This window comes from Nocardia nepalensis (assembly GCF_048910785.1).
In the GTDB taxonomy this organism is placed as follows: domain Bacteria; phylum Actinomycetota; class Actinomycetes; order Mycobacteriales; family Mycobacteriaceae; genus Nocardia; species Nocardia nepalensis.
Map to the genome: position 1 here is coordinate 206,965 of NZ_JBKBET010000022.1, position 25,645 is coordinate 232,609.

A 25,645-nucleotide genomic window follows, 5' to 3' on the forward strand; every position below is an offset into this window, starting at 1 on the left:
GTCATGCGGCCGTCGGGCGCCGCAGCGGGGCCGGCCGCGGCGGCGCCGCCGGGCGCAGCGCCCACGACGCGAGGGTGAGTCCGGCGAAACCCAGTGGTCCGAGCCATGCCTTCGGCTCGTCGCCGACCGCGATATGGGAGGCGGCCGCGCCGCCGTAGACGAAGGTCAGTCCGGCGTAGGCCCATTCCTCGGCGCGCGGGAAACCCGGCGCCACGATCGCGGCGACCGCGGCGGCCTTGGCGACGCCCATGATGGTCGCGAAGTACATCGGATATTCGAGTCGCTGGAAAACCTCGCGGACGTAGGAGATTCGCGCGAGATCCCAGTAGGAGCCGACGACCGATTCGGTCAGCAGGATGCCGGTGGCGCCGAGATAGGCCAACCGGGCCGGGCGGGATGTCTTTCGGAGGTTCATATCTGTGTGACGGATGGCGGCCCGTGAAGGTAACGGCCGCGCCGTGATCCACGCCACGTCCGCCGGATGTCACACCCTTGGCATTCGTTCCGTCATCTCTTCGAGTGCTGTCGAGGAGACCTTGGTGGACGAAAACGATTCTTTGGCCGAGCGATTCGTGGCGCACCGCGTTCACCTGATCGCGGTGGCCTATCGCATGCTCGGTTCGCTGAGCGAGGCCGAGGATGCGGTGCAGGAGGCCTGGTTGCGGCTGTCCCGGGTCGACACGGGCGAGATCGACAATCTGGGTGGCTGGTTGACCACGACCGTCGGGCGCGTCTGCCTGGATATGTTGCGGTCGCGCAAGATACGGGGTGAGGAGTCCTATCTGCCCGACCCGATCGTCACCATCGATGACGGCACCCAACCGGAACAGCAAGCGGTGCTCGCGGATTCGGTTGGACTGGCGCTGCTGGTCGTGCTGGACTCGCTCAATCCCGCGGAGCGCGTGACATTCGTGCTGCACGATATGTTCGCGGTGCCGTTCGATCAGATCGGCCCGATCATCGGCAAATCCGCGGCCGCGGCGAAGATGATGGCCAGCCGCGCCCGCCGCCGCGTCCAAGGGCAAGCGCCGCGTCCCGATCGGGATCTGTCGCGTCAACGCCGGGCCGTCGCGGCCTTCCTCGCGGCCGCCCGCGGCGGTGAATTCGAGGCGCTGCTGGCCATTCTCGACCCCGACGTGGTGCTACGCGGCGACCCTGGAGCCCGGCTGCCCGGTGGCATGCGCGTGCTGCGCGGCGCTCCGGCGGTGGCCGGTCAGCTCGACGTCTTCCGGCGGGCCGCCAATGCCGCTGCCTCGCGACCGGTCCTGGTCAACGGCCTAGCCGGCCTGCTCAATTCCATTGACGGCAAGACGGTTTCGCTGATGGCGTTCACGATTGTCGACGACAAGATCGCCGCCATCGACCTGCTCTCCGACCCGGCGCGCCTCGCGCAGCTCACGCCGACCGCGTGATCCGACGCAACTCGCGATGACTGCGCGTTTTGACGCCCCTAGCGCCGACGACAACGGACAGCTCAGCTGCCGAAACCAGGGTCAATCATCGTGCGCCTGATCGCCCACCGACGCGCCGGGCCAGTGAAGGTGGTGGAGCGGTGCGGGTGGGGCGGGAACGACTGTGCGCGCCAACTCCGCCTCCGCTGCCTCGCGCACATGGACAACATCGGGTTTACCCGCGACGAGATCCTGCACGAAGATCTTGGCCCGGATCACCGGCCGCCGATAGCGGCGTTCGCGGACGATCGCCCGGTACATCAGTCGCCGCTTGCCCGGGTAGCGCCAGCGCGCCCACGGCGCGCCCGGCCTGCTCAGGCGCAGGGCGCCCACCACAAGTAGTGGCAGGAAGAACATGCCGAACAGCCCGGTCCAGATCTTGCCCTTGGCGATGACGATCGCCGCCAACCCCAGGTTCACCATGGCGAAGAAGACGATGAAGATCCGGACCCAGGTGCTGGGGTCGCGACGAAAGTCGTTGATATCCAATAACCACAGCGGGTGAATTCCGAGCAGCAGCAGTCCGGTCACCGCCAGCGCGACGAAGACCGCGTCGACCGAGGTGCGGCCCTGTTCCTCCCAGTACACGTCGCGCAGGTAGAAGATCAGCGCGAACTCGTCCAGGGTCAGGGCCGCGCCGACACCGAAGGCGGCGGCGAGCAGGCTCGTGGTGAGCGTATCGGCGCTCTGATACGTCGTGACCATCCCGATGCCGGACAGCAGCACCAGGATGACCCCGAACACCATGTGATGGATGTGCACGCCGCCGGAGCGCAGGTTGCCCGGCCACCAGCGGACCTGCTTGCGGATCAACCGGACGCTGAGCCGGATCAGCAGGAAGCCGACGATGAACCCGAGAAGAAAGCACATCAGCGGCAGCCGACCGTGCGCGATCACATCCTCTTCGAGCCACCGTCGCATGGCCGCCTACAAACCTCCGCCCGTATCGCCCTACTGTCCGAAACCGGCCCGCCGCAGCGCATCCGCCATCGAACCGCTCGGCGCGGGTGCATTGCGACGCTGGTTGCCCTGGTTGCGGCCCTGATTCTGCTGCCGACCCTGGCCCTGCTGCTTACCCTGACCATTCTGCCGCTGTCCGCCGCGATCGGGTCCGCCCCGACCACCCTGGCCACGACCACGACCGCCGTCGCCCTTGGCCGCGGTGCCCGGCTCGTCGTCCAGCCGCAGCGACAGTCCGATGCGCTGGCGTGCCACATCGACCTCGAGCACCTTCACCTTGACCACATCGCCGGACTTCACGACCTCGCGCGGATCCTTGACGAAGTTGTGCGACATGGCCGAGACGTGCACGAGTCCGTCCTGGTGCACGCCGACATCGACGAAAGCACCGAACGCGGCCACATTGGTGACGACGCCCTCGAGCACCATGCCCGGCTGCAGGTCGCCGACCTTCTCCACCCCCGCGGCGAATTCGGCGGTCTTGAACTCCGGACGCGGGTCGCGGCCCGGCTTCTCGAGTTCGGTGATGATGTCGGTGACGGTGGGGATACCGAACTTCTCGTCGGTGAATTCGGCGGGCCGTAGCGCGCGCAGCGCTGTGGTGTTGCCGATCAAGTCCGACATGCCGCGTCCGGTCGATTCCAGGATGCGCCGCACTACCGGATAGGCCTCGGGGTGCACCGCCGAGGTGTCGAGCGGATCGTCACCGCCGCGGATGCGCAGGAAGCCCGCACACTGCTCGAAGGCCTTGGGGCCCAGGCGCGGCACGTCGAGCAGCGCGCTGCGGCTGCGGAACGGTCCGTGCTGATCACGGTGCGCCACAATGCTTTCGGCGATCGAGTTGGCAATGCCGGACACCCGCGACAGCAGCGGCACGGACGCGGTATTCACATCGACGCCGACCGCGTTCACCGCGTCCTCGACCACCGCGCCGAGCGAGCGGGCCAACAGGGTTTCGGAGACGTCGTGCTGGTACTGGCCGACGCCGATGGACTTCGGATCGATCTTCACCAGTTCGGCCAGCGGGTCCTGCAGGCGGCGGGCGATCGACACCGCGCCGCGCAGCGAGACGTCCATATCCGGCAGTTCCTGCGAGGCGTAGGCCGACGCGGAATACACCGACGCGCCCGCCTCGGAGACCACGATCTTGGTCGGCTTGTTCTCCGGAATGCGCGAGATCAGTTCGGCGGCAAGGGCATCGGTCTCGCGCGAGGCGGTGCCATTGCCGATGGCGATGAGCTCGACCCCGAACCGGGCGACCAGCGCACCGAGCACGGCAAGGGACTTCTCGGTCTGGCCCTGCGGCTTGTGCGGGTAGATGACCTCGGTGGCGACGACCTTGCCGGTCGCGTCGACGACCGCGACCTTCACGCCGGTGCGGTAGCCCGGATCCAGGCCCATGGTCGTGCGGGTGCCTGCGGGTGCGGCCAGCAGCAGGTCGCGCAGGTTCGCGGCGAAGATGTCGACGGCGTCCTTCTCGGCCGCCTGACGCAGTCGCATGCGGGTGTCGATGCCAAGGCTCACTTGAAGTTTCGTGCGCCAGGCCCAGCGCACCGTGTCCAGCAGCCAGGTGTCGGCGGCCCGGCCGCGATCGGCGATATCGAACTTCAGGGCGATGCGGCCCTCGTAGACGGAACGCTCACCCGGCTCCGGCTCTTCGGTATCGGGTTCCAGCTGCAGCTGCAGGATCTCTTCCTTCTCGCCGCGCAGCAGCGCGAGGATCCGGTGCGAGGGCAGCTTGCTGAACGGCTCGCTGAATTCGAAGTAGTCGGCGAACTTCGCGCCCGCCTCCTCCTTGCCGGCGCGCACGCTCGAGCTGACCTGGCCGCGATTCCACATCAGCTCGCGCAGCTCACCGACCAGGTCGGCGTCCTCGGCGAAACGCTCGACCAGAATGGCGCGGGCGCCGTCGAGCTGTTCGGCGCTGTACTGCGCCGGATCTGTGGTCGGATCGCCGATCAGGGCGTCGGCGACGGGTTCGTGACCGGCCTCGCGGGCGATCTGGGCCTTGGTGCGCCGCTTCGGCTTGTACGGCAGGTAGATGTCCTCTAGGCGGGCCTTGGTCTCGGCGGTCATCAGCTGCCCGAGCAGCGTGTCATCGAGTTTGCCCTGACCCTTGATGGATTCGATGATCGCGCCGCGGCGCTCGTCGAGTTCGCGCAGATAGGTCAGGCGCTCGTCGAGCTGACGGAGCTGGGCGTCGTCGAGGCCACCGGTGACCTCTTTTCGGTACCGCGCGATGAAGGGCACGGTCGAGCCCGCATCCAGCAGCTCGACGGCGGCCCCGACCTGGCTCTCGCGCACGCCGAGCTCATCGGCGATGCGCCGGCCGACACTGGCCAGAGCTCTGGTCGCGGCCGGTGCGGCGGCGGTCGTGTCGGTGTTCGTCGCTGAACTGGCGATCTCGGGCGCTGTCGTCACGCCCGAGACACTACCGTTGCCACCTGACAAACGGCCCACGCCCAGGTAAACCGGCACGCTGGTGGCCCGAATTAAGGGGTGTCAGCGCTGGTCCGGAAGCTCGAGGATGGACTTGGACAACTCACGCTCCCCCGCCTCCCCGGGCCTTTTGCCGGTCGTGGGTGCTCGAAGACTTGCACCGCGGGCCGGCGGTCGAGCTCTTGGCAGTATTGGACGTCCCGACGAGTTACCCATGTACTCACGAAATCAGTCGTCACGGTCGGAAGATGCGAGCAGTTCCGAAGCCAACTCACGCATTTCGGCCTTGCGGATCTTTCCGGTGACGGTCATCGGGAACTCCTCGACGATGTGGACGTAGCGCGGGATCTTGAAGTGCGCGAGTTTGCCGGTGCAGAACGCGCGGACCGCGTCGGCGTCCAATGGTGTTGTGCCGGCCTTCATTCGGATCCAGGCCATGAGCTCTTCGCCGTATTTCGGGTCGGGGACGCCGATCACCTGGGCGTCGAGGATATCCGGGTGGGTATAGAGGAACTCCTCGATTTCGCGCGGGTAGATGTTCTCGCCGCCGCGGATGACCATATCCTTGATCCGGCCGGTGATGGCGAGGTACCCGTCGTCGTCCATGACGCCGATATCGCCGGTGTGCATCCAGCGGGCGGCGTCGATGGCCTCGGCGGTCTTCTCCGGTTCGGACCAGTAGCCGAGCATCACCGAATAGCCGCGGGTGCACAGTTCGCCCGGTTCGCCGCGCGGCACCGTCAAACCTGTTGCGGGGTCCACGATTTTGACCTCCAGGTGCGGTCCCACCCGGCCGACCGTCGCGGTGCGGCGGTCGATGCTGTCGTCGCGACGGGTCTGGGTCGACACCGGGGATGTTTCGGTCATGCCGTAGCAGATACACACCTCGCTCATGCCCATGCGATCGATCACCCGCTTCATCACCTCGACCGGGCATGGTGATCCGGCCATGATGCCGGTGCGCAGGCTCGACAGGTCGACATCCCTGCCCGAATCCAGCTCCGCGAGTAATGCGATGAACATCGTCGGCACGCCGTAGAGCGAGGAGCATCGTTCTGCCGCGACCGCGTCCAAGGTCGCGACCGGATCGAATGCGGGTGCCGGAATCACCACGGCCGCACCATGACTGGTGCTGGCCAGGTTGCCCATCACCATTCCGAAGCAATGGTAGAAGGGAACCGGCACGCAGATACGGTCCTGTTCGGTGTATCCGCAGAGTTCACCGACGAAGTAGCCGTTGTTGAGAATGTTGTGGTGGCTCAACGTCGCCCCTTTGGGGAAGCCCGTTGTGCCGGAGGTGTATTGGATATTGATGGCGTCGTCCATGGACAGCGTCGCGGCGATCGTCGCGAGACGTTCGGCGTCGATATCGGTCCGCGCCAACGCCTCCCATTCGGGAGTGCCGAGCACGAGCACCTGCTCCAGTCCCGGACATTCCGGCCGGACCTGCTCGATCATGGCGACATAGTTCGAAATCTTGAACTCCGGCGCGGCGATCAGCAGGCACACTCCGGCTTGGCGCAGTACGTATTCCAGTTCACTGGTGCGGTAGGCCGGGTTGATATTGACCAGGATCGCGCCGAGTTTCGCGGTGGCGTACTGGGTGAGGAACCATTCCGCGCAGTTCGGCGCCCAGATGCCGACTCGGTCGCCCTTGCCGATGCCTCGCTGCGATAGTCCGGTGGCGATTGCGTCGATCGCGGCCGCCAGCTCGCGATAGGTCCAGCGGCGACCGGTTGGACAGTCCACCAATGCTTCTCGGTCCGCGTAGGCGGCGGCCATACGATCGAAGTCTTCGCCGATGGTATCGCCGAGCAGCGGGGTTTCCGCGGTGCCGGAGGCGTAACTCGGTAGTGCGGACATCACCGAACCCCCTGCTGCCGCAGGATGAATCGCTGCACCTTGCCACTGGGCGTCTTGGGCAGCGCATCCACGAAATGCACCTTGCGCGGATAGGCGTGCGCGGCGAACTTTCGCTTCACCAGAGTCTGCAACTCGGCCGCTAGTTCGGCGTTCCCCTCGAAACCGTTGCGCAGCACCACGAATGCCTCCAGCACCTCACCGCGCAGTTCGTCGGGCATGCCGACCACGGCGGCCTCGACCACCCGCTCGTCCAGCACCAGCACGCTTTCGACCTCGAACGGGCCGATGCGGTATCCGGCCATGATGATGACATCGTCGTCGCGGGCCGAGAAGTGGAAGAAACCGTCCGCGTCCTGCGATCCGGCATCGCCGGTCAGATACCAGCGGCCGTCGGCGGTGTAGCGCTGCGCGGTGCGCTCCGGCGCGTCGAGGTAGCCGAGGAACCACAGCAGTGGACTGCGTTCGGTATCGATGGCGACCCGACCCAGTTCGCCGATTGGTGCCTCGACATCGGCATCGTCGGCGAGCACCGCGCAATGCCATCCGGGCATCGTGCGGCCCATCGAGCCCGCGGGCGCGTCCACCCGCAGCGCGTCATGCCAGGAATTGCAGATGAGCATGCCGTGTTCGGTCTGCCCGTAGTGGTCGCGCACCGCGACGCCGAGCGTTTCGACCGACCAGGTGACCACATCCGGGGTCAGCGGTTCGCCCGCCGAGGAGGCTCGCCGCAGCCGGAGATTCGCTGGGGCAGCGGCACTGTCGGCGCGCAGCGCACGGTAGACCGTCGGTGCGGCGGTGAAGTTGGTGACGCCGAACCGATCGAGCACCTGCCAGGTCAACGGTGCGGAGAAGGCCGCGTGCAGCAGCAGACTGCGGATACCCGAGGCCAGCGGGCTCAGAATCGCCCAGTACAGCCCGTACGCCCAACCCGGATCGGCCGCATTCCAGTAGATATCGTCCGCGCGCACGTCCAGCGAGAACTCCTGGTACGCGTGGAATGCCGCGAGCGCGCGCACCGGAATCGGCACCCCCTTCGGGGTGCCGGTCGTGCCGCTGGTGAACAGCTGCACCAGCAGTCCATCGCCGCCGACCGTCACGGCCGCCGCTCGGGGGTCCTCGGCGGAGTACGCGGCAAGCAGATCCGCGAACCGCAATGCCGCCGGCCGGCCCTCGGCCGTGGCCTCGGTGACCGTCCGATCCGGTGCCTCCGGTTGGTCGGCGGTAGACCCGGCGACCGTCGGATTGTCCATTCCCTGCCCATCGGCGGAGTCATGTGCGCGCCCATCGGCATCGGACTGCGTCGCGATCGCATCGGCCGCCCGAACGCCAGCGACTGGCCGGCCGTCCCCCGCAATGATGACGCGCCACGGCGGATCGGCTGGGATGTCATCGCCCGGCGCCAGCTTGGTCGCCTGATCCGCGTCGGCGATGACGATGGTCGCACCGCTCGCCTCGAGTCGGAACGCGATGGCCGGTGCGGCGAAGGCGGTGAAGAGCGGGACGTGGACCGCGCCACGCCGCCAGATGCCGAGCAGCGCGACCACCAGGTCGGCGGACTTCGACATCAGGGTGGCGACGCGATCACCGGGTGCCACGCCCAGGTCGGCGAGTGCGGCGGCGAATCGCTGTGAGCGTTCGCGCAACTCGCCGTAGGTGAGGTCGGTCGAGGTCAGGTCGGGATCGACAATGGTGAACGCGACGCGGTCGGCCGGATGCCGGTCGCACAGCAGATCTGCCGCGCTCGCCGCGGGTCCGTCGTAGGTCTCCAGTAGCTCGCGCACGCGCGCGTTCAGGTCCGCAGTCATCTCGCCTCTCCTCATCGGTGATCCAGGCCACCTCGTCTCCAATAGGATGTGGGTCACATCACGTCCGGCACTACCCCCGAAAAGGGGTGAGTCTTTTGACCCACACCACCGCCCTGCTGCGGCCGCGCGACGGCGACGCGCTGCGCGCCGAGATCCGCTGGGTGGCGACCGAGGCGGGTGTGCCGGTGGTGTTCGGCGGCGAGGTGCACGGCGACGCATTGCTGCTCACCGAATTCGTCGGCACTGTCACCAATGGCCTGCGCGGGTTGACCGTGCTGCGCACCTCCGGCCTCGGCGGCCGGGTCATGGATATGCGCCGCCCCGCCTCGGTCGCCGACTACTACAGCGCCTCCTCGATCACCCACCACTACGACGGCCCGGTCTCCGGCGAACGCATCCGCTCGGTCGTCGCGGTGCCCGTGGTGGTGGACAACCGCTCCCGTGCGGTGCTCTACGCCGCCAACCGCGGCGGCACGCCCCTCGGCGACCGCACCGCCGATCTGGTCGTCGAGGCCAGCCGTCGACTGGCCACCGAGATCACCATCCGCGACGAGGTCGACCGACGCCTGCGCCTGCTGGAAATGACGACCCCCGCACCCGGCACCGCACCGGCCATCGCCGAGGAACTCCGCGATATCAATGCCGAACTGCGCGGCGTCGCCCGCTCGACCGAGGACGAACGGCTGCGCGAACGCCTGCATACCGTCTGCGAACGCCTCAGCCGAGTCCTGGTCGGCGCCCCACCTCCGGACGCCCCGCGCCTATCTCGCCGCGAACTCGACGTCCTGTCCCAGATCGCGCTCGGCTGCACCAATCAAGAAGCCGCCCAACGCCTTTCGCTCGGCCCCGAGACCGTCAAGAGCTACCTGCGCAATGCGATGACCAAACTCGACGCACACTCTCGCCACGAGGCCGTGGTGACCGCCCGCCGCCACGGTTTGCTGCCCTGACCGGCGCTACCTCGAAAGGGGCGCTGCTGTGGAAGCGACAGGTCGCCGATCGCCGCATCCTCACCCGAGGACGGGCCAATAGGGCGACCGTTCGGCAGGGCGCCGAGATCGAGACCGTCGACGCCGTCAGCGGCCACGTCATCGGACGGCGCGGCGGCCCGGACAGCGCATGGCGTTTCCCGCTGCGCGACGGTTCCGCACTCGCGATGGACAGCAGCACGCTGCGGGAGGACAAGGAACTTCGCCTGGAGGAAACGGACCGGCAGGTCCACTGGACTGTTCCGCTGCGCCCCACCGAAGAGGAGGTCATCCTGTGGGCGGCCGCGGCCAACGTCATCCTCGGCGTGCTGCGAATAGCCAGCCATTCCGTGCGCAGCGGGCGAAACCGTGCGCGACAGGAAGAACCGTACGACGTGGCGAACCGTGCGCAGCGGGGGAACCACTCGCGGCAGACGGACGGTTGGTGGGCGGATTCGGGTCAGGCGTCGGGGTTGGGCAAGAGGTCGGGGCGGCGGGTGCGGGTGCGGGCGAGGGACTGTTCGTGTCGCCAGGCCGCGACCTTGGCGTGGTCGCCGGACAACAGGATGGGCGGGACTTCCAGGCCGCGCCAGGAGACCGGGCGGGTGTAGCTCGGGCCCTCGAGCAGTCCGTCGGAGAACGAATCCTCTTGGTGGGATTGCTGATTGCCGAGCACGCCGGGGAGCAGGCGGACCACGGCCTCGGCCATGACGAGGACCGCGGCTTCGCCGCCGATCAGGACGTAGTCGCCGATGCTGACCTCTTCGACGCGGACCCGGCGGGCCGCGTCGTCGAAGACGCGTTGATCGATGCCTTCGTAACGGCCGCAAGCGAATACGAGGTGTTTCTCGCTCGCCCAGCGTTGGGCGGTGGCCTGGGTGAAGGGCACTCCGGCGGGGGTGGGCACCACGAGCAGCGCGTCGTCGGGGCATACCTCGTCGAGGGCGTCGCCCCAGACGGTCGGCTTCATGACCATGCCCGGCCCGCCGCCGTAGGGCGAATCGTCGACGGACTTGTGCACGTCATGCGTCCAGCGACGCAGATCGTGCACGTCCAGGGAGATCAGGCCCTTGTCGATGGCCTTGCCGAGCAACGCCGTTCGCAGCGGCTCCAGATACTCCGGAAAAATCGTGACGACATCGAGTTTCATGCTGTCCTCTGTTTCCGGCGGGAGATGGATCAACGATCCGCTACTCGGGATCGAGCAATCCCTCGGGCGGATCGATGACGACGAGCTGATCGGCCAGCGAGATGGTCGGCACAATGGCCGTGACGAACGGGATCAAGATCTCGCGGCCGTCATCCGCGGCACGCACCGAAAGCAGTTCACCCGCGGCCGAATGCAGCACCTCGGTGACCTCGCCGACAACAGTGCCATCGGTGAGCTGGACGGACAGCCCCTCCAACTCGTGGTCGTAGAACTCATCCGGATCCTCCGACGGCGGCAGATCCGCGCTGTCCACCACGAACAGCGTGCCGCGCAGCGCATCGGCGGCGGTGCGATCGGAGACCCCGACGAGTTGCACGAGAAGTCGGCCCGAATGCTCGCGGGCCGACTCCACGGTGAACTCACGGACTTCGTTGGACCGCGCCGCCCGACCGCGCAGCCGCACACCGGGCGCGAAGCGCGCGTCGGGATCGTCGGTGCGAACCTCGACGACCAGCTCGCCCCGCACACCGTGCGATTTGGCGACCCGGCCTACGACGAGTTCCATCTATGCGTCGGTATCGACCACGTCGACCCGGATGCCCCGGCCGCCGATACCGGCGACGAGGGTGCGCAGCGCGGTCGCGGTCCGACCGCCGCGACCGATCACCTTGCCCAGATCCTCGGGATTGACATGCACCTCGACGGTGCGTCCGCGCCGGCCGGTGATCAGCTCGACCCGGACGTCATCCGGGTTGGCGACGATGCCGCGAACCAGATGTTCGACGGCATCGGCGACTACAGCGGACATTACTCGGCAGCCTCGGTCTCGGCGGCCGCGTCAGCGGCCTCGTCCTTCTTGGCGGCCTTCTTCTTGGGGGTGACGGCCTCGGCGACCGGCTCGTTATCGGCGGCGGCCAGCGCGGCGTTGAACAGGTCCAGCTTGGACGGCTTAGCGGCCTTCACCTTGAGGGTGCCCTCGGCGCCCGGCAGGCCCTTGAACTTCTGCCAGTCGCCGGTGATCTCCAGCAGGCGCTGCACGGCCTCGGTCGGCTGCGCGCCGACACCCAGCCAGTACTGCACGCGCTCGGAGTTGATCTCGATCAGCGACGGCTCTTCCTTCGGGTGGTACTTGCCGACGTTCTCGATGGCGCGGCCGTCACGACGGGTGCGGGCGTCGGCGATGACCACGCGGTACTGCGGGTTGCGGATCTTGCCGAGGCGGGTGAGCTTGATGCGAACAGCCATGTGCTGATCTGCCTTTCAGTGGTTGGTCACGGCGCAATTCAGCGACCCGCACGGTCTGCGAGCCCGGTTTTGCGCTTGGAGTGTGTGACCGCCGCGCGGTACGTAACCGGAGACGGGCTGACACTTGTCCAGGAAGGACGATGGTCCATTCTGCCAGACCGGTCCCCCGCTCCTGAAATCGCGGTGCAGACGGCGCCTCAGCAGCTCCGACGTGTTGGCGGTGATCGGAAGGGGACCCGGGGCCACGACCGTCTCGCCCGCCGCAACGTATACCTCCCAGCGGTATCCGCTCTCACCGAGCCGATAGCCCCAGAAGCATGCCGGCTTGTCCTCGGGCAACTCCACGATCAACGGGTACGGGACGCGCGCGGCCGCATATCCGGCGATCTTCGTATCGCGCTCCTCGTGGGTATCGCCGGGAGAACACACCTCGACGGCAAGCACGAGGTCCTCGGACGCGAAGCTGGTGTGGTTCGAGTCCGAGTCGAGATCCACCGGACCGCTGCTCTTCGGCCAGGCAGCCTGCGTGCATCAACGCGACGATCACCGTGCAACTTTTGGCGCGCAGGATCCGCCGAAAAATAGGCGCTCAGGCCAACGGCTCAGCGGACCAGCGGGGCGAGGGTGCGACCGGCGAGATCCACGGCACCCGGCTCGTGGCCGGTGGTCACCATATTGACGATGAGACCCTGCACCCCCTGATCGAGCACCCTGGTCTGCAGCTGCTCGGCGACTTCGGCCGGGCTGCCGACGAATTGGCGGTCGGCGATGGTCTGCTTGCGCTCGTCCTCTGACAGGGTGGACAGGTCGACGCCGATGCCGCGCAGCAGATCCTGCTGTTGCTTGCGCGCGCGGTCACCGTCTTCGTCGATCATCAGGAAGCACAGGAAGCTGACTTCCAAAGTCGCTGGGTCGCGGTCGATTTCGGCGCATCGCTGGTGCAGTGCCTCGATCTTGCGCGGGAGTTCGGAGGCGTTGCAGATGATATTGAGGTGATCGGCGAAGCGGGCCGCCAGCGCGAAGGTCTTCTTCTCGCCGCCGCCCCCGAGCAGAATCGGCAGGTCATTGCGCAGCCGGGGCTCGTTCATGGCGTTGTCGGTGTGGTACCAGTTGCCGTCGAAGGTCGAATGTTCGCCGCGCAGCATCGGCGTGATGATCCGCAGCGCCTCGTCGAGGCGCTGGAATCGTTCGGTGAAGGTGCCGAACTCGAAGCCGTAGGACTGGTGTTCGAGTTCGAACCAGCCCGCCCCGATGCCGAGTACCGCCCGGCCGCCGCTCACCAGATCGAGAGTGGTGACGGTCTTGGCGAGCAGTGCGGGGTTGCGGTAGGTATTGCCGGTTACCAACGCCGACAGCTGAATCCGTTCGGTCGACGCGGCGATTCCGGACAGTGCGGTGTAGGACTCCAGCATCGGGTCGCTCGGCGCGCCGAGACCCGGCAACTGGTAGAAGTGGTCCATCACGAAGGCGGCGTCGAAGCCAGCGGCTTCGGCCTCCCTGGCCTGCGCGACCACGGTCGGAAAGAGTTCGCTTACCGGCTGGCCATAGCTGAAGTTGGGCATCTGATAACCGAGGCGAATGGTCATGAACCGACCCTACGCGGGCCCGGCCGCGTCCTCGGGGCTGTTGTCCACATCAACCCGCTGACCTGGGCAGCAGCTGTCCGGACGGGCCGCCGCGTCGTCGCACACCAGCTTCAACCCCTGCAAGATGCCCACCCGGCAGGCGACAGCCCCCGGCGAGGTCTCACCGGCGGCCGGGAGCGCACCCTCTCGGTGGCATTGGATCCGCCCGATCGCCACGCCGAGACCGTGCGCGCCTGCGCGGTCAGCGATGGCCGGTGACCGGGTTGTGGGTTTTAACGAGGCGGCCGCGCAGGATCACGTACTGCGGGTCGGCCAGGGCGGCCGGGCTGATGCGCGGATCTTCCCGGTAGACAACGAAATCCGCGGGCGCACCGGCCTCGATGCTCGGTCGGCCCAGCCAGGTGCGGGCATTCCAGGATGCGGCGCCGAGGGCGTCGTGCTTCGACAGCCCGGCCCTGGACAGCGCGGCGATTTCGTCGGCGATACGGCCGTGGCGGATGGAACCGCCCGCATCGGTGCCCGCGAAGATCGGGACGCCCGCATCGTGCGCATCGGCGACGGTGCGGCGCACGCGCGCGTGCAGATCGCGCATGTGAGCGGCGTAGGTGGGGAATTTGCCTGCGCTGTTCGCGATTTGGGGAAAAGTGTCGATATTGATGAGTGTCGGCACCAGTGCGGTGCCGTGCTCGACCATCATCTCGATGGTGTCGTCGGTCAGGCCGGTGCCGTGCTCGAGGCAATCGATGCCCGCGTTGATCAGCCCGGGCAGCGCGTCCTCGCCGAAGACGTGCGCCGTCACCCGCGCGCCGTTGGCGTGCGCGGCGTCGATCGCCTCCTTCAGGATCGCATCGCTCCACAGCGGCCGCAGATCGCCCACCGACCGGTCGATCCAGTCGCCGACGATCTTCACCCAGCCATCGCCGAAACGAGCCTGCTCGGCGACGATCTCCGGCAGATCGCGCTCATCGTCGAGTTCGATGCCGAGCTCGCGGATGTAGCGCCGCGGCCGGGCGATATGGCGGCCCGCACGAATGATCCGGGGCAGTCCCTCATGCTCGTCTATGAAGCGCGTGTCGATCGGTGACCCCGCGTCGCGCAGCAGCAGCGCACCCGCGTCCCGCTCGGTCTCGGCCTGCGCGATCGCGCCGTCCCGATCCTCATCTCCCCCGCCGTACCGAATCCCGACATGGCAGTGCGCATCGACCAGCCCAGGCACGATCCACCCTGCGCCGCACAGTGTTTCGACCCCCGCGACCGGCTCGAACGACACCAGTCCGTCCCGCACCCACAGGTCGCGCACCTCGTCATCAGGGAGAACCACACCCCGCAGATGCACAGCAACCTCCTCGACGTCGTGGGCCCCCTCCAACCTACTGCCCACGCCCCTTGACGGCACCCCGCCCGCGCACACCCACTCCGGCTGTGCGCCGAGCGTAGTCGTAAGGCGGCCGAATACGGCCTGGGCGACCACCATTCGACTACGTTCGACGGAACCCGGTGCCGCGGGCTGGATTCACGCGAAAAGTGCACGCGCAGACCAGCCCTCGACGCGTCCGCTGCCTCGCAACGGCAATCGGCGAACGCGGCCCTACTTCTTGGGGAAGTTCAGCTTCGAAAGGTCGAACCCCTCGAGTCCGGGCGGCAACTGGTCCAACCCGGCAGGCATCGCGGACAGATCAGGCATCCCGGCCGGCATACCGGGCATTCCCGGGAATCCACCGCGCACCTTCGGCGGCGTCGGCCCGCGGCCGCCCTTCTTACCCTTCTTGCCCTTCTTCGCATTGGCGCGCCGGGCGCCGGGCAGGCCCATCTGGCGGCCCATCATGGCCATCATCTTCTTGGCCTCGAAGAAGCGGTCGACGAGCTGATTGACCTCGGAGACCTGGACGCCGGAACCATTGGCGATGCGCAGGCGGCGCGATGCGTTGATGATCTTCGGGTTCGCGCGTTCGGCCGGGGTCATGCCGCGGATGATCGCCTGCACCCGGTCGAGCTGCTTGTCGTCGACCTGGGCGAGCACGTCCTTCATCTGACCCGCGCCGGGCAGCATGCCGAGCAGGTTGCCGATGGGACCCATCTTGCGGATGGCGAGCATCTGATCGAGGAAGTCCTCGAGCGTCATCTCGCCGCTGCCGATCTTGCGGGCGGCTTCCTCGGCCTGCTGCTGGTCGTAGACCTGCTCGGCCTGCTCGATCAGGCTCAGCACATCGCCCATGCCGAGGATGCGCGAGGCCATTCGGTCCGGGTGGAAGACGTCGAAGTCCTCGAGCTTCTCACCGGTGGAGGCGAACATGATCGGCGAGCCGGTCACATTCCGGACCGACAGCGCCGCACCACCACGGGCGTCACCGTCGAGCTTGGTGAGCACGACGCCGGTGAAGCCGACGCCGTCGCGGAAGGCCTCCGCGGTATTGACCGCGTCCTGACCGATCATCGCGTCGAGCACGAACAGCGTCTCGTCCGGCTTCACCGCATCGCGAATGCCGGCGGCCTGCGCCATCAGCTCGGCGTCGATACCGAGGCGACCGGCGGTGTCGACGATGACCACGTCGTATTGCTTGCTGCGCGCCTCCGCGACACCGGCCTCGGCCACCCCGACCGGGTCGGCCGCCGAAATGCCGAGCGGATTCTCGCCGCCGCCGATGGAGGTGCCGGGATGCGGCGCGAAGACCGGCGCACCCGCGCGCTCACCGACCACCTGGAGCTGGGTCACCGCACCGGGGCGCTGCAGGTCGCAGGCCACCAGCAGTGGCTGATGTCCCTGCCCCTTCAGCCATTTCGCGAGCTTGCCCGCCAGGGTCGTCTTACCGGAACCCTGCAGACCGGCGAGCATGATCACCGTCGGCGGGTTCTTGGCCAGCGTCAGCCGGCGGGTTTCGCCGCCGAGGATTCCGACGAGTTCCTCGTTGACGATCTTGACGACCTGCTGGGCCGGATTGAGGGCGGCGGAGACCTCCGCCCCCTTGGCCCGCTCCTTGATCTTCGCGATGAAACCGCGCACCACGGGCAGCGCGACGTCGGCTTCGAGCAGGGCGAGGCGGATCTCGCGGCAGGTGGCGTCGATGTCGGCCGGTGACAGACGCCCCTTACCGCGAAGATCCTTGAGGGCACCGGTAAGCCGGTCGGACAGGGATTCGAACACCGATCGCGCTCCTGATCTCGTGGGACGTCACTTGGTATCCCAGGGTAATGGGACGGCCCACCTGTTCGCGCAAGCGGTGCGCTCTTCGAGGGGTTATTCCAGCGAACGGCGACGTGGTCTGGCCGTTTTACGGTAGTCGTGGTTCTCCTGAGCAACCATGAATACCGCCTCGCGGGCGGTCAGGCCCAGCTCGAGCGCTAGATCGTCGAGCATGGCCCATTCGGCTCGGGTCGGCACTTCGTGGGTGTCGACGGTAGTGGCAATCGTCATAGCGGTCACAGCCTGTTGTCCGGTCAGTGTCCGGCCGGGCAGCCACGAGACCACCCATCGGTCACCGCCGACGCAGCGCGCCATATGCGTGGTCTCGTCACTCGTCATCATCGACGCTGAAACGACTTCAATTGCCACCGACCTGCTCCCCTCATGCTCGCGATAGCCAGACGCTCTGATATTAGGGTGCGAGGGGCCGACTGCCTACGCTTTCAGCAAATGATCTGCAACTGTGTTTCGGCCGCGTCAGGAGACCGAGTTGGAGCCTGGTGGGCCGGCACCCTCCGGCGGCTTCGGGGCGGGCCGAGGGACCACTGCCATAATCGCCTTTTCGATGGCCTCACGACGTTCCGGGGTGTCATCGCCCAGGTCGAGGCCGAAGGCGTCGACCACCGCGGAACCCATGGTCACCACCTTGGCCCAGCGCACATCGGCACCACCATCGGCAAATACCGCCGCCAACCTGCTGAGCAGCCCGATCCGGTCCTCGGCGCGCAACTCGAGAACCACCTGACCGGTCGGCGTGGCCGACCAGATAACCCGGGGCTGGGCCTGCGCGTACGGGCTCGGCCCGGCACCGGTGGCCTCGCGCTCCCGCTTGGCCAGCAGCGCGTGCAGATCCAGATCGCCCGCGGTCGCCCGGATCAACTCCTGTCGCAGCAGCCCGACGTCCGGTGGGTTGCCGAATTTCGGCGAGACCACGAAAGTATTGATGGCCGAGGCACCTTCGCCGCCGACGGTGGCCGAGAGCACCCGCAGCGAATGCAAGGCCAGCACCCCGGCGGCATCCGACAGCAGACCGGGCGTATCCGGTGCTATCACCGTGGCGGTGTAGATGTACTTGCCCTCGCCGGGCCGCAGATCGACGTGCACCCCGCCCGCGGCGGCCTTGGCCAGCAGCTCCGGCGCGATCGGCTCCGGCTCGGGCAGCTGATCCCCCGCCATCACCAGGCGGCAACGCCGCACGAGTTCACCGATCAGCGAGGCCTTCCAGTCACCCCAGACTCCGGGTCCGGTGGCCAGTGAATCGGCCTCGGCCAAGGTGTGCAGCAGTTCCAGCAACTGCACATCACCGTCGAGGATATCCACGACGAACTGCACGGTTTCCGGATCGGCGAGGTCGCGTCGAGTCGCGGTATCCGGCAACAACAGATGGTGGCGCACGACCGCGCTCAGGGTCCGCACGTCCGAGGGCCACAGACCCAGCCGCCGCCCGATGTGGGTGGCCAATTCGGCCCCGACGACGCTGTGGTCGCCGGCCCGGCCCTTGCCGATATCGTGCAGCAGCGCACCCAACAGCAGCAGGTCGGGACGGGCGACGCGAGTGCTCAGCGCGCTCGCGTAGGCGACCGTCTCCATCAGGTGCCGGTCCACGGTCCAGATGTGCAGCGCATCGCGCGGCGGCAGGTCGCGCACCGCACCCCATTCGGGAAGTAGCCTGCCCCACAGGCCCGTTCGGTCCAGCGCCTCGACCGCGTCGATGGCGCCGCGGCCCGCGCCGAGCAGGATCAACAGGTCGTTGAGGGCGTCCTTGGGCCAGGGCTCGCGCAGCTCCGGCGCATCCTCGGAGAGCCGATTCAGTGTGGTCGCCGACATCGGCAGTCCCGTCTGCGCCGATGCCGCGGCCACCCGCAGGATCAGTCCGGGATCGCGCTGCGGCCGCGCGTCCCGCGCCAGCACGACCTCACCGGCATGTTCGACCACGCCCTCATCGAGTGGTCTGCGCACCGGCATGCGGCGCAGTCGCGCGAGGCCACGGCGCGGCAGCGCATTGGCCGCGGTGCGCAGGCCGACGTCCACGGAGTAGCTGACCGTCCGCGCGGAATCACTCAGTGTGCGGGCCAGATCGAAGCGGTCACCGATGCGCAGCGCCGCACCGATCTCGTCGGCGTCCTGGGCGCGCAGCTGATCGCGCGATCGGCCCGCCACCCGATGCAACTCCGTGCGAACATCCAGCAACCTTCGACGCGCCTGTTTCAGACCGCCGCCCGGCACGTCCGGACCGAGCCCCGGCATGGCGTCGGTCAGCTGGGCAATCGCGAGCGCGTCGAGCAATTGGATATCGCGCAGACCGCCGCGCCCGTTCTTCAGATCGGGCTCGGCGCGATGGGCGATCGCGCCGCTACGCTGCCACCGGGTCTCGGCCTGTTCGATCAATTCGTCGAAGCGCGAACGGATTCCGGTCCGCCATTCCCGGCGCACCCCGCCGATCAGCAGATTGCTCAACTCCATATCACCGACGATGTGCCTGGCCTCGAGCATGCCGAGCGCCGCGATGAGATCGTCGGAGGCCACGCGCAGCGCCTGGGGGACGGTGCGCACGCTGTGATCGAGTTTGATGTGGGCGTCCCACAGCGGATACCAGAGCTGGTCGGCGACCTCGGCCACCCGCGCCGGGTCGACATCGTCGTGCAACAACACCAGATCCAGGTCGGAATACGGCAGCATCTCCTTGCGGCCGAGACCACCGACGGCCACCACGGCCAGACCGCTATCACCGCTGATGCCGAGTTCGGTGCCCTTGGTGGTCAGCCACAGTTCGAACAGATCGACCAGCGCCGAACGCAGGGATTCGGCGTCCAACCGCGGATTTCGGGGCAGCCCGCCCTCGAGCAATTGATTGCGTGCCCGGACCAGGTCGGCCGCGCCATTGGAGACGTTCGCGCCGACTTCCTCGGTTACCTGTCTGCCGTCTTGCTCGTGACTACCCACAACCACCGTCCATCCAAATGCGTACGGCCCCGCCCCAACCGGGCTATCCGGTGGGAGCGGGGCCGCCGCTCGATTTCGACTGTCCGCTTACAGAGCGTCGGTACCGCGCTCGCCCGTCCGCACTCGGATGATCGATTCCACCGGGGTGACCCAGACCTTGCCGTCACCGATCTTGCCGGTGCGGGAAGCCTCGACGATCACCTCGACGACCTTGTCGACCGAGGCGTCGTCCACGACGACCTCGACCCGAACCTTCGGAACGAAATCCACGGAGTACTCCGCGCCGCGGTAGACCTCGGTGTGGCCCTTCTGGCGGCCGTAGCCCTGTACCTCGCTGACGGTCATGCCCAGCACACCCGCCTGCTCGAGCCCGGTCTTCACGTCCTCGAGAGTGAACGGTTTGACGATTGCGGTGATCAGTTTCATGTCGTCATGCCTCCTTGACGGCGGTACGTGCCGTGCCACCCACAGCAGCGAAATCGTATGCCGTTTCAGCGTGCTCGGACTCGTCCATGCCCACCGACTCGGCTTCTTCGCTGGCGCGCAGCCCAATGGTGAACTTCACGATATAGGCAATGATCAGGCTCGCGATGAAGGAGAACGCAAGTACCGCACCGGCACCGACGGCCTGACGCCACAGCTGATCGAAACCGCCACCGTAGAACAGGCCCGTCTTGCCCGCGCCCGCCTCCGGAGCGGCGACCAGGCCGACCATCAGGGTGCCGATGATGCCGCCGACGAGGTGCACGCCGACCACGTCGAGCGAGTCGTCGAAGCCCAACTTGAACTTCAGGCCGACCGCGAGCGCACAGACCGCACCGGCCACGAAGCCGATCGCCAGCGCGCCGAGCACGTTGACCGAGGAGCACGACGGGGTGATCGCGACCAGACCGGCCACCACACCCGAGGCCGCACCCAGCGAGGTGGGCTTGCCGTCGCGGAGCTTCTCCACCAGCAGCCAGGCCAGCATCGCGGCACAGGTCGCGAGGGTGGTGGTGATGAAGGTCGAACCGGCCAGACCACCCGAGGTGACCGCGGAACCGGCGTTGAAGCCGAACCAGCCGAACCACAGCAGACCGGCGCCGAGCATGACGAACGGCAGGTTGTGCGGGCGGAACGGAGTCTTCGGCCAGCCCTTGCGCTTGCCGAGCACCAGCACCAGGGCCAGACCCGCCGCACCGGCATTGATGTGGACCGCGGTACCACCGGCGAAGTCGACCGCGAGCAGCTTGTTCGCGACCCAGCCGCCTTCGTGCACGAGGTTGCCGTCGGCATCCTTGACATCGAAGTCGAAGACCCAGTGCGCGACCGGGAAGTAGACGACCGTGGCCCAGATGCCCGCGAACAGCAGCCAGGAGCCGAACTTCAAGCGGTCTGCGACCGCACCCGAGATGAGGGCAACCGTGATGATCGCGAACATCAATTGGAACGCGACGAATACGGTCGCGGGGATCGTGCCCGCGAGCGGGATGTTCACCGCGGCAGTGGTGACGGCGCCGCTGGCGTCCTTGACCTCGGCAACCGAATTGCCGCCGATCAGACCCTTGAGGCCGAAGAACTGCGCAGGATCACCGATCACGCCGAATTTGTTGTCGCCGAAAGCGGTCGAGTATCCGTACAGCGACCACAGCACTCCGACGAGTCCCATGGCGCTGATGCTCATCATGATCATGTTGAGCACATTCTTCGAGCGGACCATGCCGCCGTAGAAAAACGCCAGGCCGGGCGTCATCAACAATACGAGCGCTGAACTGGCCAGCATCCAGGCGGTGTCACCGGTGTCCGGTGCACCGGTAAGGGGAAAAGCCACCTTAATGTCCTCCTCATCTCGGGCCCAGCCGACTCCGGCAATTGGACCTGCACAGAAGGGTCCTCATTCGGTGTTTCATCCGTGATGATGTGATGTTTCGCCTAAGTGAACGCGTGGGGCAGTTGTGTTGCTACCACGTTTCCTGGCGTACACCGGCGTTTCATCGCAGCCGTGAGGAGCGTGTCAGAGCAAATCGACAGCGGTTACCGACGAGTAGGACATAGTGGTCGCGCCGAATTATCCGAGCAACGCGTCCACGAAGGCAGCGGGTTCGAATGGAGCGAGGTCGTCGGCGCCCTCGCCGAGGCCGACCAGCTTCACCGGAACGCCGAGTTCGTGCTGGACCTGGAAGACGATGCCACCCTTGGCCGTTCCGTCGAGCTTGGTGAGCACGACGCCGGTGATATCGACCACCTCCGCGAAGACCCGCGCCTGCATGAGGCCGTTCTGTCCGACGGTGGCGTCCAGGACCAACAGGACCTCGTCGACCTCGGCCTTCTTCTGCACGACGCGCTTGACCTTGCCGAGTTCGTCCATCAGACCGGTCTTGGTGTGCAGACGGCCCGCGGTATCGATCATGACGACGTCGACGCCTTGCTCGATGCCCGCGCTGACCGCGTCGAAGGCGACGGCCGCGGGATCCGCGCCCTCCTTGCCGCGCACGGTGTCCGCGCCGACCCGCTCACCCCAGGTCTGCAGCTGATCCGCGGCCGCGGCGCGGAAGGTGTCGGCCGCGCCGAGCAGCACCCGACGGCCGTCGGCGACGAGGACGCGGGCGAGTTTGCCGGTCGTGGTGGTCTTCCCGGTGCCGTTGACACCGACGACCAGCAGAATCGACGGATGATCGGCGTGCGGAAGTGCGCGCACCGAGCGGTCGAGTTCGGGGCGCAGCGCCTCGATCAGCACGTCGCGCAAGACGGCGCGGGCCTGTTCGGTATTGCGGACGCTGCGGGTCGCCATCTCCTCGCGCAGGCGATCCACGACCGCCGCGGTGCTCGCGGTGCCGAGATCGGCGAGGACCAGGGTGTCCTCGACCTCTTCCCAGGAGTCGTCGTCCAGGTCACCGCCGCCGAGCAGGCCGAGCAGGCTCTTGCCGACGGCATTCTGCGAGCGGGACAGGCGGCCGCGCAGGCGGACCAGGCGGCCCGCCGTTGGCGCGATTTCCTCGAGGGCGGGGGCGGTCGCGGCGTCCTCGGCGGTGGGCTCGGGGACGGTTTCGACCGAGGCGGTTTCGGGGCTCGGTCCCGAAATCGGGGGTGCGGGGGTTTCGGTATCCGCAGGTGCGGCGGCTTCGGGTTGGGTAGTTACCGCGTCCGATTCGACCGCAGTTCCCGGTTCGACCGCGGTGTCGGAATCGGCCGTGGCCGTTGCGGATTCACCCGCGGTCGCGACCTCGCCATCGGTTTCGACCTGCGCGGACTCAGCGGTGTCGACATCGCCCTCGGGCAGCGGCACGTTGGTGATGCCGCGCTTCGGCGCGTCGCGCGGAATCGCCGCGTCGTCGCCGACATGCGGCTGCCCCTCGGTGTCGGTCCGCTCGATCGGTGCGGGTTCCGGGCGTGTCGCGGTGGCCGTGCCGCGCTGACTGAAGTTGAAGCCGCCCGAGGCCGCGTATCCGCCCGACCGGTCGGTCAGTTCTTTCTCCGCGGTGGGCGGCGCCAGCGTCACGCGACGGCGTTTGTACAGGAGGAATCCGGCGACAAACGCCACCACCAGCACGGCGGCGACAGCGGCAATCAGGATCCAGGCTTCGGAACTCACGCCGACCATCCTTGCAGAACCAGGTCCTTTGCCTTACCACGCCGTCCCGGCTACGACACACAGCCCCCGAGATTTCTTGTCCTGCGGAACTTCTCGCGAAGGGACAATAGGATCGGCGACGTGACCGATCGAAACGTGCTTGGGGGGCCGCTGGAAGAGTGCGGCGCCGATCCTCTCACCGGGTTCTACCGCGACGGCTGCTGTAGCACCGGGCCGGAGGATCTCGGCAGCCATACCGTGTGCACCGTCGTCACGGCTGAGTTTCTCGAACACCAGGCGTCCATCGGCAACGATCTGAGTACGCCGCGCCCGGAGAACAACTTCCCGGGCCTGCAACCGGGAGACCGGTGGTGCGTGGTGGCCGTGCGCTGGCTGCACGCCCACGAGGACGGTGTCGCCGCACCGGTGGTGCTGGCGGCCACCCACGAAAACGCCCTGGAAGTGATCTCGATGGATATTTTGCGCAAATACGCCGTCGACGTGCCAGATGACGTGAGCGACCTGCTCTAGCGCGGACTCCCCAGGCTTGATCGTCAACCTCTGGTGACTGCCCCATTCAGGGCAGCGCGGGAGGTTCGTTGGCGGTGTGCCTTTTGGCGGCAGGCGGCGGAGCAGTAACGGGCTGGGCGGCCGGTGCCTGTGAGACGGATCACGGCGCCGCAGATCGGGCAGTGTGCGCCGTTCGTTTCGTTACGTGAGGCTGTTCCGTTACGAACGTTGGGCTCGACATGAGGTTTCGTTACGGTACCGATTCCCGGGTTCGCGCGCATCGCGTCGAGCATGAGTGCGGCGGCATGGATCATCGGACCATTGGGGCGCTGACGTCGTTGGATCGCGACACATCCGGTGAAGATGTCCAGTACGTCGGCGATTTCGATATCGGGGCGGACCGCGCCCTGGCGCTGCGCGGCCGTCAACAGGGCGCCGAGCGCCTGGTGGAAGCGGGCGCCCGCGCTGCGTAGCAGTGCCTTCGGCCAGCCGTCGTCGGACTGGACGATATCGCATAGCTCCTTGTTGCGCGGGGTGGAGACGACCACCTCGGTGCAGACCGCGAAGAATGCGGCGCCCGGATCCGGCGCGTCGAGATGATCGGCCGCCAGGGTGGCGAGCCGGTCGATGCGCTGTTGCATAACCGCTTCCAGCAGATCGGTTTTCGTGGGGAAATGCCGGTAGACGGTGCCCGCGCCCACCCCGGCTCGGCGCGCGACCTCGGCGAGGGAGACCGAGGTCCCGTGTTCGGCGAAGGCGCGTTGCGCGGCGGCCAGCACCAGCGCGCGATTGCGGCGGGCGTCGGCCCGCGCCGCGGCGCCGGGCTGCGCGGGCAGGGGCAGCGGAGCAGACATTTCGTTACGGCCTTCCGTTCCTGGACCTGGCCAAGCGGGTGATCGCACCCATATCGTTCGAATGCGGGTTATCCGACCCGATTGTATCGAGCAGAGTCCGATCGAATAGAGAAGGCGAGCATGTCCCTTCAGCAGAACCCCATCCTGATCACCGGCGCCACCGGCAAGCAGGGCGGCGCCACCGCACGCCGATTGCTGGCCGACGGTGTCGCGGTGCGTGCGCTGGTCCGCGATCCCGAGGCGCCCGCCGCGCGCGCTCTGGCCGACGCGGGCGCCGAACTGGTGACCGGCGACTTCGACACTCCCGCAACGCTGGACGCCGCCCTGGCCGGAGCGCGCGGCGTATTCCTCATTCCCCCGGCCGCTTTCGGACCCAACGGTTGGCAGGCCGACTTGGAGGGCACCCGCGGCATCGCGGTGATCGATGCGGCCAAGCGTGCGGGAGTCGAACAGATCGTCTTCACCGGTGTCGCTTCGATTACCGATGACGCCGCCTGGGGCCAGGCCGGAAAGAAAGACATCGAGGATGCCACCGCGGCCAGTGGATTGCGGTACACCCTGTTGCGTCCGGTGCGTTTCATGGAGAACTACATCATGCGTGGCGGTCCGCTCGACGGCATCATCGACGGCGTGCACAAACATCTGTTCCCGGCGGACCGGCCGCTGCAGATGATCGCGATCGACGATATCGCCGCCTTCGCCGCACTGGCCTTCGCCGACCCGGAGCGCTTCCACGGGCAAACCCTCGAATTGGCCGGTGACGCAATAACTCCCGTCGCGGCCCTGGCGGCGATCACCCGGACCACCGGATATCCGGTGCGCTACCACGAGGTCACCGAGGCCGAGGCCGATGCCATCGGCGAGCAGATCGGCAATACCTGGCGCCTGATCCGGCAAACCGGCGGCTGGCACGCCGACATTCCGTCACTCCGCGACATCCACCCCACCTTGAACACCCTCGAATCCTGGCTCGGCACAACCGGAGCCGACCTGATCAAGGCCCAATTCGACAACGACCGCCGCACCGCCGTGCACTGACCACACAGCCGATCGCCGCGTCCGCGGTGGCCAAGTCGGATGACCGCGAATCCGGCGACGACCCGCTCGTCGACCTCGACTCCGGCGTCGCCGAACTGCGGC

At 67.4% G+C, this 25,645-nt stretch carries 24 protein-coding genes; 4 read left to right on the forward strand and 20 right to left on the reverse strand.

Annotated elements, in window-relative coordinates:
• Position 1 precedes the first annotated feature (1 nt).
• On the reverse strand, positions 2–415 hold the full coding sequence (locus tag ACHQ4I_RS19755; RefSeq protein ID WP_420773259.1) for a DoxX family protein: 414 nt from the start codon (positions 413–415) through the stop codon (positions 2–4).
• Between the two features lie 124 nt (positions 416–539).
• Between ACHQ4I_RS19755 and ACHQ4I_RS19760 the strand changes: the two genes are divergently transcribed.
• Entirely contained in the window at positions 540–1,412 is an 873-nt protein-coding gene (locus ACHQ4I_RS19760; protein ID WP_420773260.1) for a sigma-70 family RNA polymerase sigma factor, read from the forward strand.
• A gap of 81 nt (positions 1,413–1,493) precedes the next feature.
• On the opposite strand, the gene ACHQ4I_RS19765 is transcribed toward ACHQ4I_RS19760, so the two are convergent.
• The 4 genes from ACHQ4I_RS19765 to ACHQ4I_RS19780 all read right to left on the reverse strand — a co-directional run bounded on the left by ACHQ4I_RS19765 (position 1,494) and on the right by ACHQ4I_RS19780 (position 8,518).
• Entirely contained in the window at positions 1,494–2,372 is an 879-nt protein-coding gene (locus ACHQ4I_RS19765) for a hypothetical protein (protein WP_420773261.1), read from the reverse strand.
• Positions 2,373–2,402: 30 nt separating this feature from the next.
• Positions 2,403–4,814 (reverse strand): Tex family protein, encoded by a 2,412-nt coding sequence (locus ACHQ4I_RS19770; protein ID WP_420773375.1) that lies wholly within the window; start codon positions 4,812–4,814, stop codon positions 2,403–2,405.
• 264 nt (positions 4,815–5,078) lie between these two features.
• Positions 5,079–6,713 carry an AMP-binding protein gene (locus ACHQ4I_RS19775; protein ID WP_420773262.1) on the reverse strand — a complete coding sequence of 545 codons (1,635 nt, stop codon included), beginning with the start codon at positions 6,711–6,713 and terminating at the stop codon, positions 5,079–5,081.
• Positions 6,713–8,518, reverse strand: coding sequence for an AMP-binding protein (locus ACHQ4I_RS19780; RefSeq protein WP_420773263.1), 1,806 nt, complete (start codon positions 8,516–8,518; stop codon positions 6,713–6,715). The genes ACHQ4I_RS19775 and ACHQ4I_RS19780 overlap by 1 nt, the downstream gene beginning before the upstream one ends.
• A gap of 95 nt (positions 8,519–8,613) precedes the next feature.
• Here ACHQ4I_RS19780 and ACHQ4I_RS19785 point away from each other — a divergent pair, with 95 nt between their 5' ends.
• Positions 8,614–9,468, forward strand: a complete 855-nt coding sequence (locus ACHQ4I_RS19785; RefSeq protein ID WP_420773264.1) for a helix-turn-helix transcriptional regulator — start codon at positions 8,614–8,616, stop codon at positions 9,466–9,468.
• Between the two features lie 478 nt (positions 9,469–9,946).
• Here the strand turns inward: ACHQ4I_RS19785 and trmD are convergent, their stop codons facing one another.
• From trmD to ftsY, 14 genes are all read right to left on the reverse strand, one after another.
• The gene (gene trmD / locus ACHQ4I_RS19790) at positions 9,947–10,636 is read right to left on the reverse strand and encodes a tRNA (guanosine(37)-N1)-methyltransferase TrmD (RefSeq protein ID WP_420773265.1); all 690 of its coding nucleotides are present in this window, start codon (positions 10,634–10,636) and stop codon (positions 9,947–9,949) included.
• A 40-nt stretch (positions 10,637–10,676) separates the two neighbouring features.
• Positions 10,677–11,201: a ribosome maturation factor RimM gene (gene rimM / locus ACHQ4I_RS19795; RefSeq protein WP_420773266.1), complete on the reverse strand. Its 525-nt coding sequence runs from the start codon at positions 11,199–11,201 to the stop codon at positions 10,677–10,679.
• Positions 11,202–11,444: an RNA-binding protein gene (locus ACHQ4I_RS19800; RefSeq protein ID WP_327101130.1), complete on the reverse strand. Its 243-nt coding sequence runs from the start codon at positions 11,442–11,444 to the stop codon at positions 11,202–11,204.
• Entirely contained in the window at positions 11,444–11,881 is a 438-nt protein-coding gene (gene rpsP, locus ACHQ4I_RS19805; protein ID WP_420773267.1) for a 30S ribosomal protein S16, read from the reverse strand. Before rpsP ends, ACHQ4I_RS19800 begins: the two co-directional genes overlap by 1 nt.
• Positions 11,882–11,896: 15 nt before the next feature.
• Positions 11,897–12,376, reverse strand: a complete 480-nt coding sequence (locus tag ACHQ4I_RS19810; RefSeq protein WP_420773268.1) for a Uma2 family endonuclease — start codon at positions 12,374–12,376, stop codon at positions 11,897–11,899.
• A 107-nt stretch (positions 12,377–12,483) separates the two neighbouring features.
• Entirely contained in the window at positions 12,484–13,467 is a 984-nt protein-coding gene (locus ACHQ4I_RS19815; RefSeq protein WP_420773269.1) for an LLM class F420-dependent oxidoreductase, read from the reverse strand.
• A 9-nt stretch (positions 13,468–13,476) separates the two neighbouring features.
• Positions 13,477–13,683, reverse strand: a complete 207-nt coding sequence (locus tag ACHQ4I_RS19820) for a hypothetical protein (RefSeq protein ID WP_420773270.1) — start codon at positions 13,681–13,683, stop codon at positions 13,477–13,479.
• 25 nt (positions 13,684–13,708) lie between these two features.
• Positions 13,709–14,803, reverse strand: a complete 1,095-nt coding sequence (locus ACHQ4I_RS19825) for a metal-dependent hydrolase family protein (RefSeq protein ID WP_420773376.1) — start codon at positions 14,801–14,803, stop codon at positions 13,709–13,711.
• Between the two features lie 252 nt (positions 14,804–15,055).
• Positions 15,056–16,609 (reverse strand): signal recognition particle protein, encoded by a 1,554-nt coding sequence (ffh, locus tag ACHQ4I_RS19830; protein WP_420773271.1) that lies wholly within the window; start codon positions 16,607–16,609, stop codon positions 15,056–15,058.
• 93 nt (positions 16,610–16,702) lie between these two features.
• The gene (locus ACHQ4I_RS19835; protein ID WP_420773272.1) at positions 16,703–17,017 is read right to left on the reverse strand and encodes a hypothetical protein; all 315 of its coding nucleotides are present in this window, start codon (positions 17,015–17,017) and stop codon (positions 16,703–16,705) included.
• 108 nt (positions 17,018–17,125) lie between these two features.
• Positions 17,126–19,591 (reverse strand): [protein-PII] uridylyltransferase, encoded by a 2,466-nt coding sequence (locus tag ACHQ4I_RS19840; protein WP_420773273.1) that lies wholly within the window; start codon positions 19,589–19,591, stop codon positions 17,126–17,128.
• A gap of 87 nt (positions 19,592–19,678) precedes the next feature.
• Entirely contained in the window at positions 19,679–20,017 is a 339-nt protein-coding gene (locus ACHQ4I_RS19845) for a P-II family nitrogen regulator (RefSeq protein ID WP_040780799.1), read from the reverse strand.
• Positions 20,018–20,021: 4 nt separating this feature from the next.
• The gene (locus ACHQ4I_RS19850; RefSeq protein ID WP_420773274.1) at positions 20,022–21,401 is read right to left on the reverse strand and encodes an ammonium transporter; all 1,380 of its coding nucleotides are present in this window, start codon (positions 21,399–21,401) and stop codon (positions 20,022–20,024) included.
• Between the two features lie 237 nt (positions 21,402–21,638).
• Complete coding sequence (gene ftsY, locus ACHQ4I_RS19855; protein WP_420773275.1) at positions 21,639–23,171, reverse strand: signal recognition particle-docking protein FtsY; 1,533 nt, start codon at positions 23,169–23,171, stop codon at positions 21,639–21,641.
• A 111-nt stretch (positions 23,172–23,282) separates the two neighbouring features.
• Here ftsY and ACHQ4I_RS19860 point away from each other — a divergent pair, with 111 nt between their 5' ends.
• The gene (locus ACHQ4I_RS19860; RefSeq protein WP_014987060.1) at positions 23,283–23,672 is read left to right on the forward strand and encodes a DUF2237 family protein; all 390 of its coding nucleotides are present in this window, start codon (positions 23,283–23,285) and stop codon (positions 23,670–23,672) included.
• Between the two features lie 23 nt (positions 23,673–23,695).
• On the opposite strand, the gene ACHQ4I_RS19865 is transcribed toward ACHQ4I_RS19860, so the two are convergent.
• Positions 23,696–24,505 (reverse strand): TetR/AcrR family transcriptional regulator, encoded by an 810-nt coding sequence (locus tag ACHQ4I_RS19865; protein WP_420773276.1) that lies wholly within the window; start codon positions 24,503–24,505, stop codon positions 23,696–23,698.
• A 120-nt stretch (positions 24,506–24,625) separates the two neighbouring features.
• Here ACHQ4I_RS19865 and ACHQ4I_RS19870 point away from each other — a divergent pair, with 120 nt between their 5' ends.
• Positions 24,626–25,543 (forward strand): NmrA family NAD(P)-binding protein, encoded by a 918-nt coding sequence (locus ACHQ4I_RS19870; RefSeq protein WP_420773277.1) that lies wholly within the window; start codon positions 24,626–24,628, stop codon positions 25,541–25,543.
• The last annotated feature ends 102 nt before the right edge of the window (positions 25,544–25,645 follow it).

Excerpts from the sequence above, each read along its gene's own strand:
- ACHQ4I_RS19755 (WP_420773259.1), bottom strand. The coding sequence starts at position 415 with ATGAACCTCCGAAAGACATCCCGCCCGGCCCGGTTGGCCTATCTCGGC.
- ACHQ4I_RS19765 (WP_420773261.1), bottom strand. The coding sequence starts at position 2,372 with ATGCGACGGTGGCTCGAAGAGGATGTGATCGCGCACGGTCGGCTGCCG.
- ACHQ4I_RS19775 (WP_420773262.1), bottom strand. The coding sequence starts at position 6,713 with ATGTCCGCACTACCGAGTTACGCCTCCGGCACCGCGGAAACCCCGCTG.
- ACHQ4I_RS19780 (WP_420773263.1), bottom strand. The coding sequence starts at position 8,518 with ATGACTGCGGACCTGAACGCGCGCGTGCGCGAGCTACTGGAGACCTAC.
- trmD (WP_420773265.1), bottom strand. The coding sequence starts at position 10,636 with ATGAAACTCGATGTCGTCACGATTTTTCCGGAGTATCTGGAGCCGCTG.
- rimM (WP_420773266.1), bottom strand. The coding sequence starts at position 11,201 with ATGGAACTCGTCGTAGGCCGGGTCGCCAAATCGCACGGTGTGCGGGGC.
- ACHQ4I_RS19800 (WP_327101130.1), bottom strand. The coding sequence starts at position 11,444 with ATGTCCGCTGTAGTCGCCGATGCCGTCGAACATCTGGTTCGCGGCATC.
- rpsP (WP_420773267.1), bottom strand. The coding sequence starts at position 11,881 with ATGGCTGTTCGCATCAAGCTCACCCGCCTCGGCAAGATCCGCAACCCG.
- ACHQ4I_RS19815 (WP_420773269.1), bottom strand. The coding sequence starts at position 13,467 with ATGACCATTCGCCTCGGTTATCAGATGCCCAACTTCAGCTATGGCCAG.
- ACHQ4I_RS19845 (WP_040780799.1), bottom strand. The coding sequence starts at position 20,017 with ATGAAACTGATCACCGCAATCGTCAAACCGTTCACTCTCGAGGACGTG.
- ftsY (WP_420773275.1), bottom strand. The coding sequence starts at position 23,171 with ATGGTCGGCGTGAGTTCCGAAGCCTGGATCCTGATTGCCGCTGTCGCC.
- ACHQ4I_RS19865 (WP_420773276.1), bottom strand. The coding sequence starts at position 24,505 with ATGTCTGCTCCGCTGCCCCTGCCCGCGCAGCCCGGCGCCGCGGCGCGG.
- ACHQ4I_RS19870 (WP_420773277.1), top strand. The coding sequence starts at position 24,626 with ATGTCCCTTCAGCAGAACCCCATCCTGATCACCGGCGCCACCGGCAAG.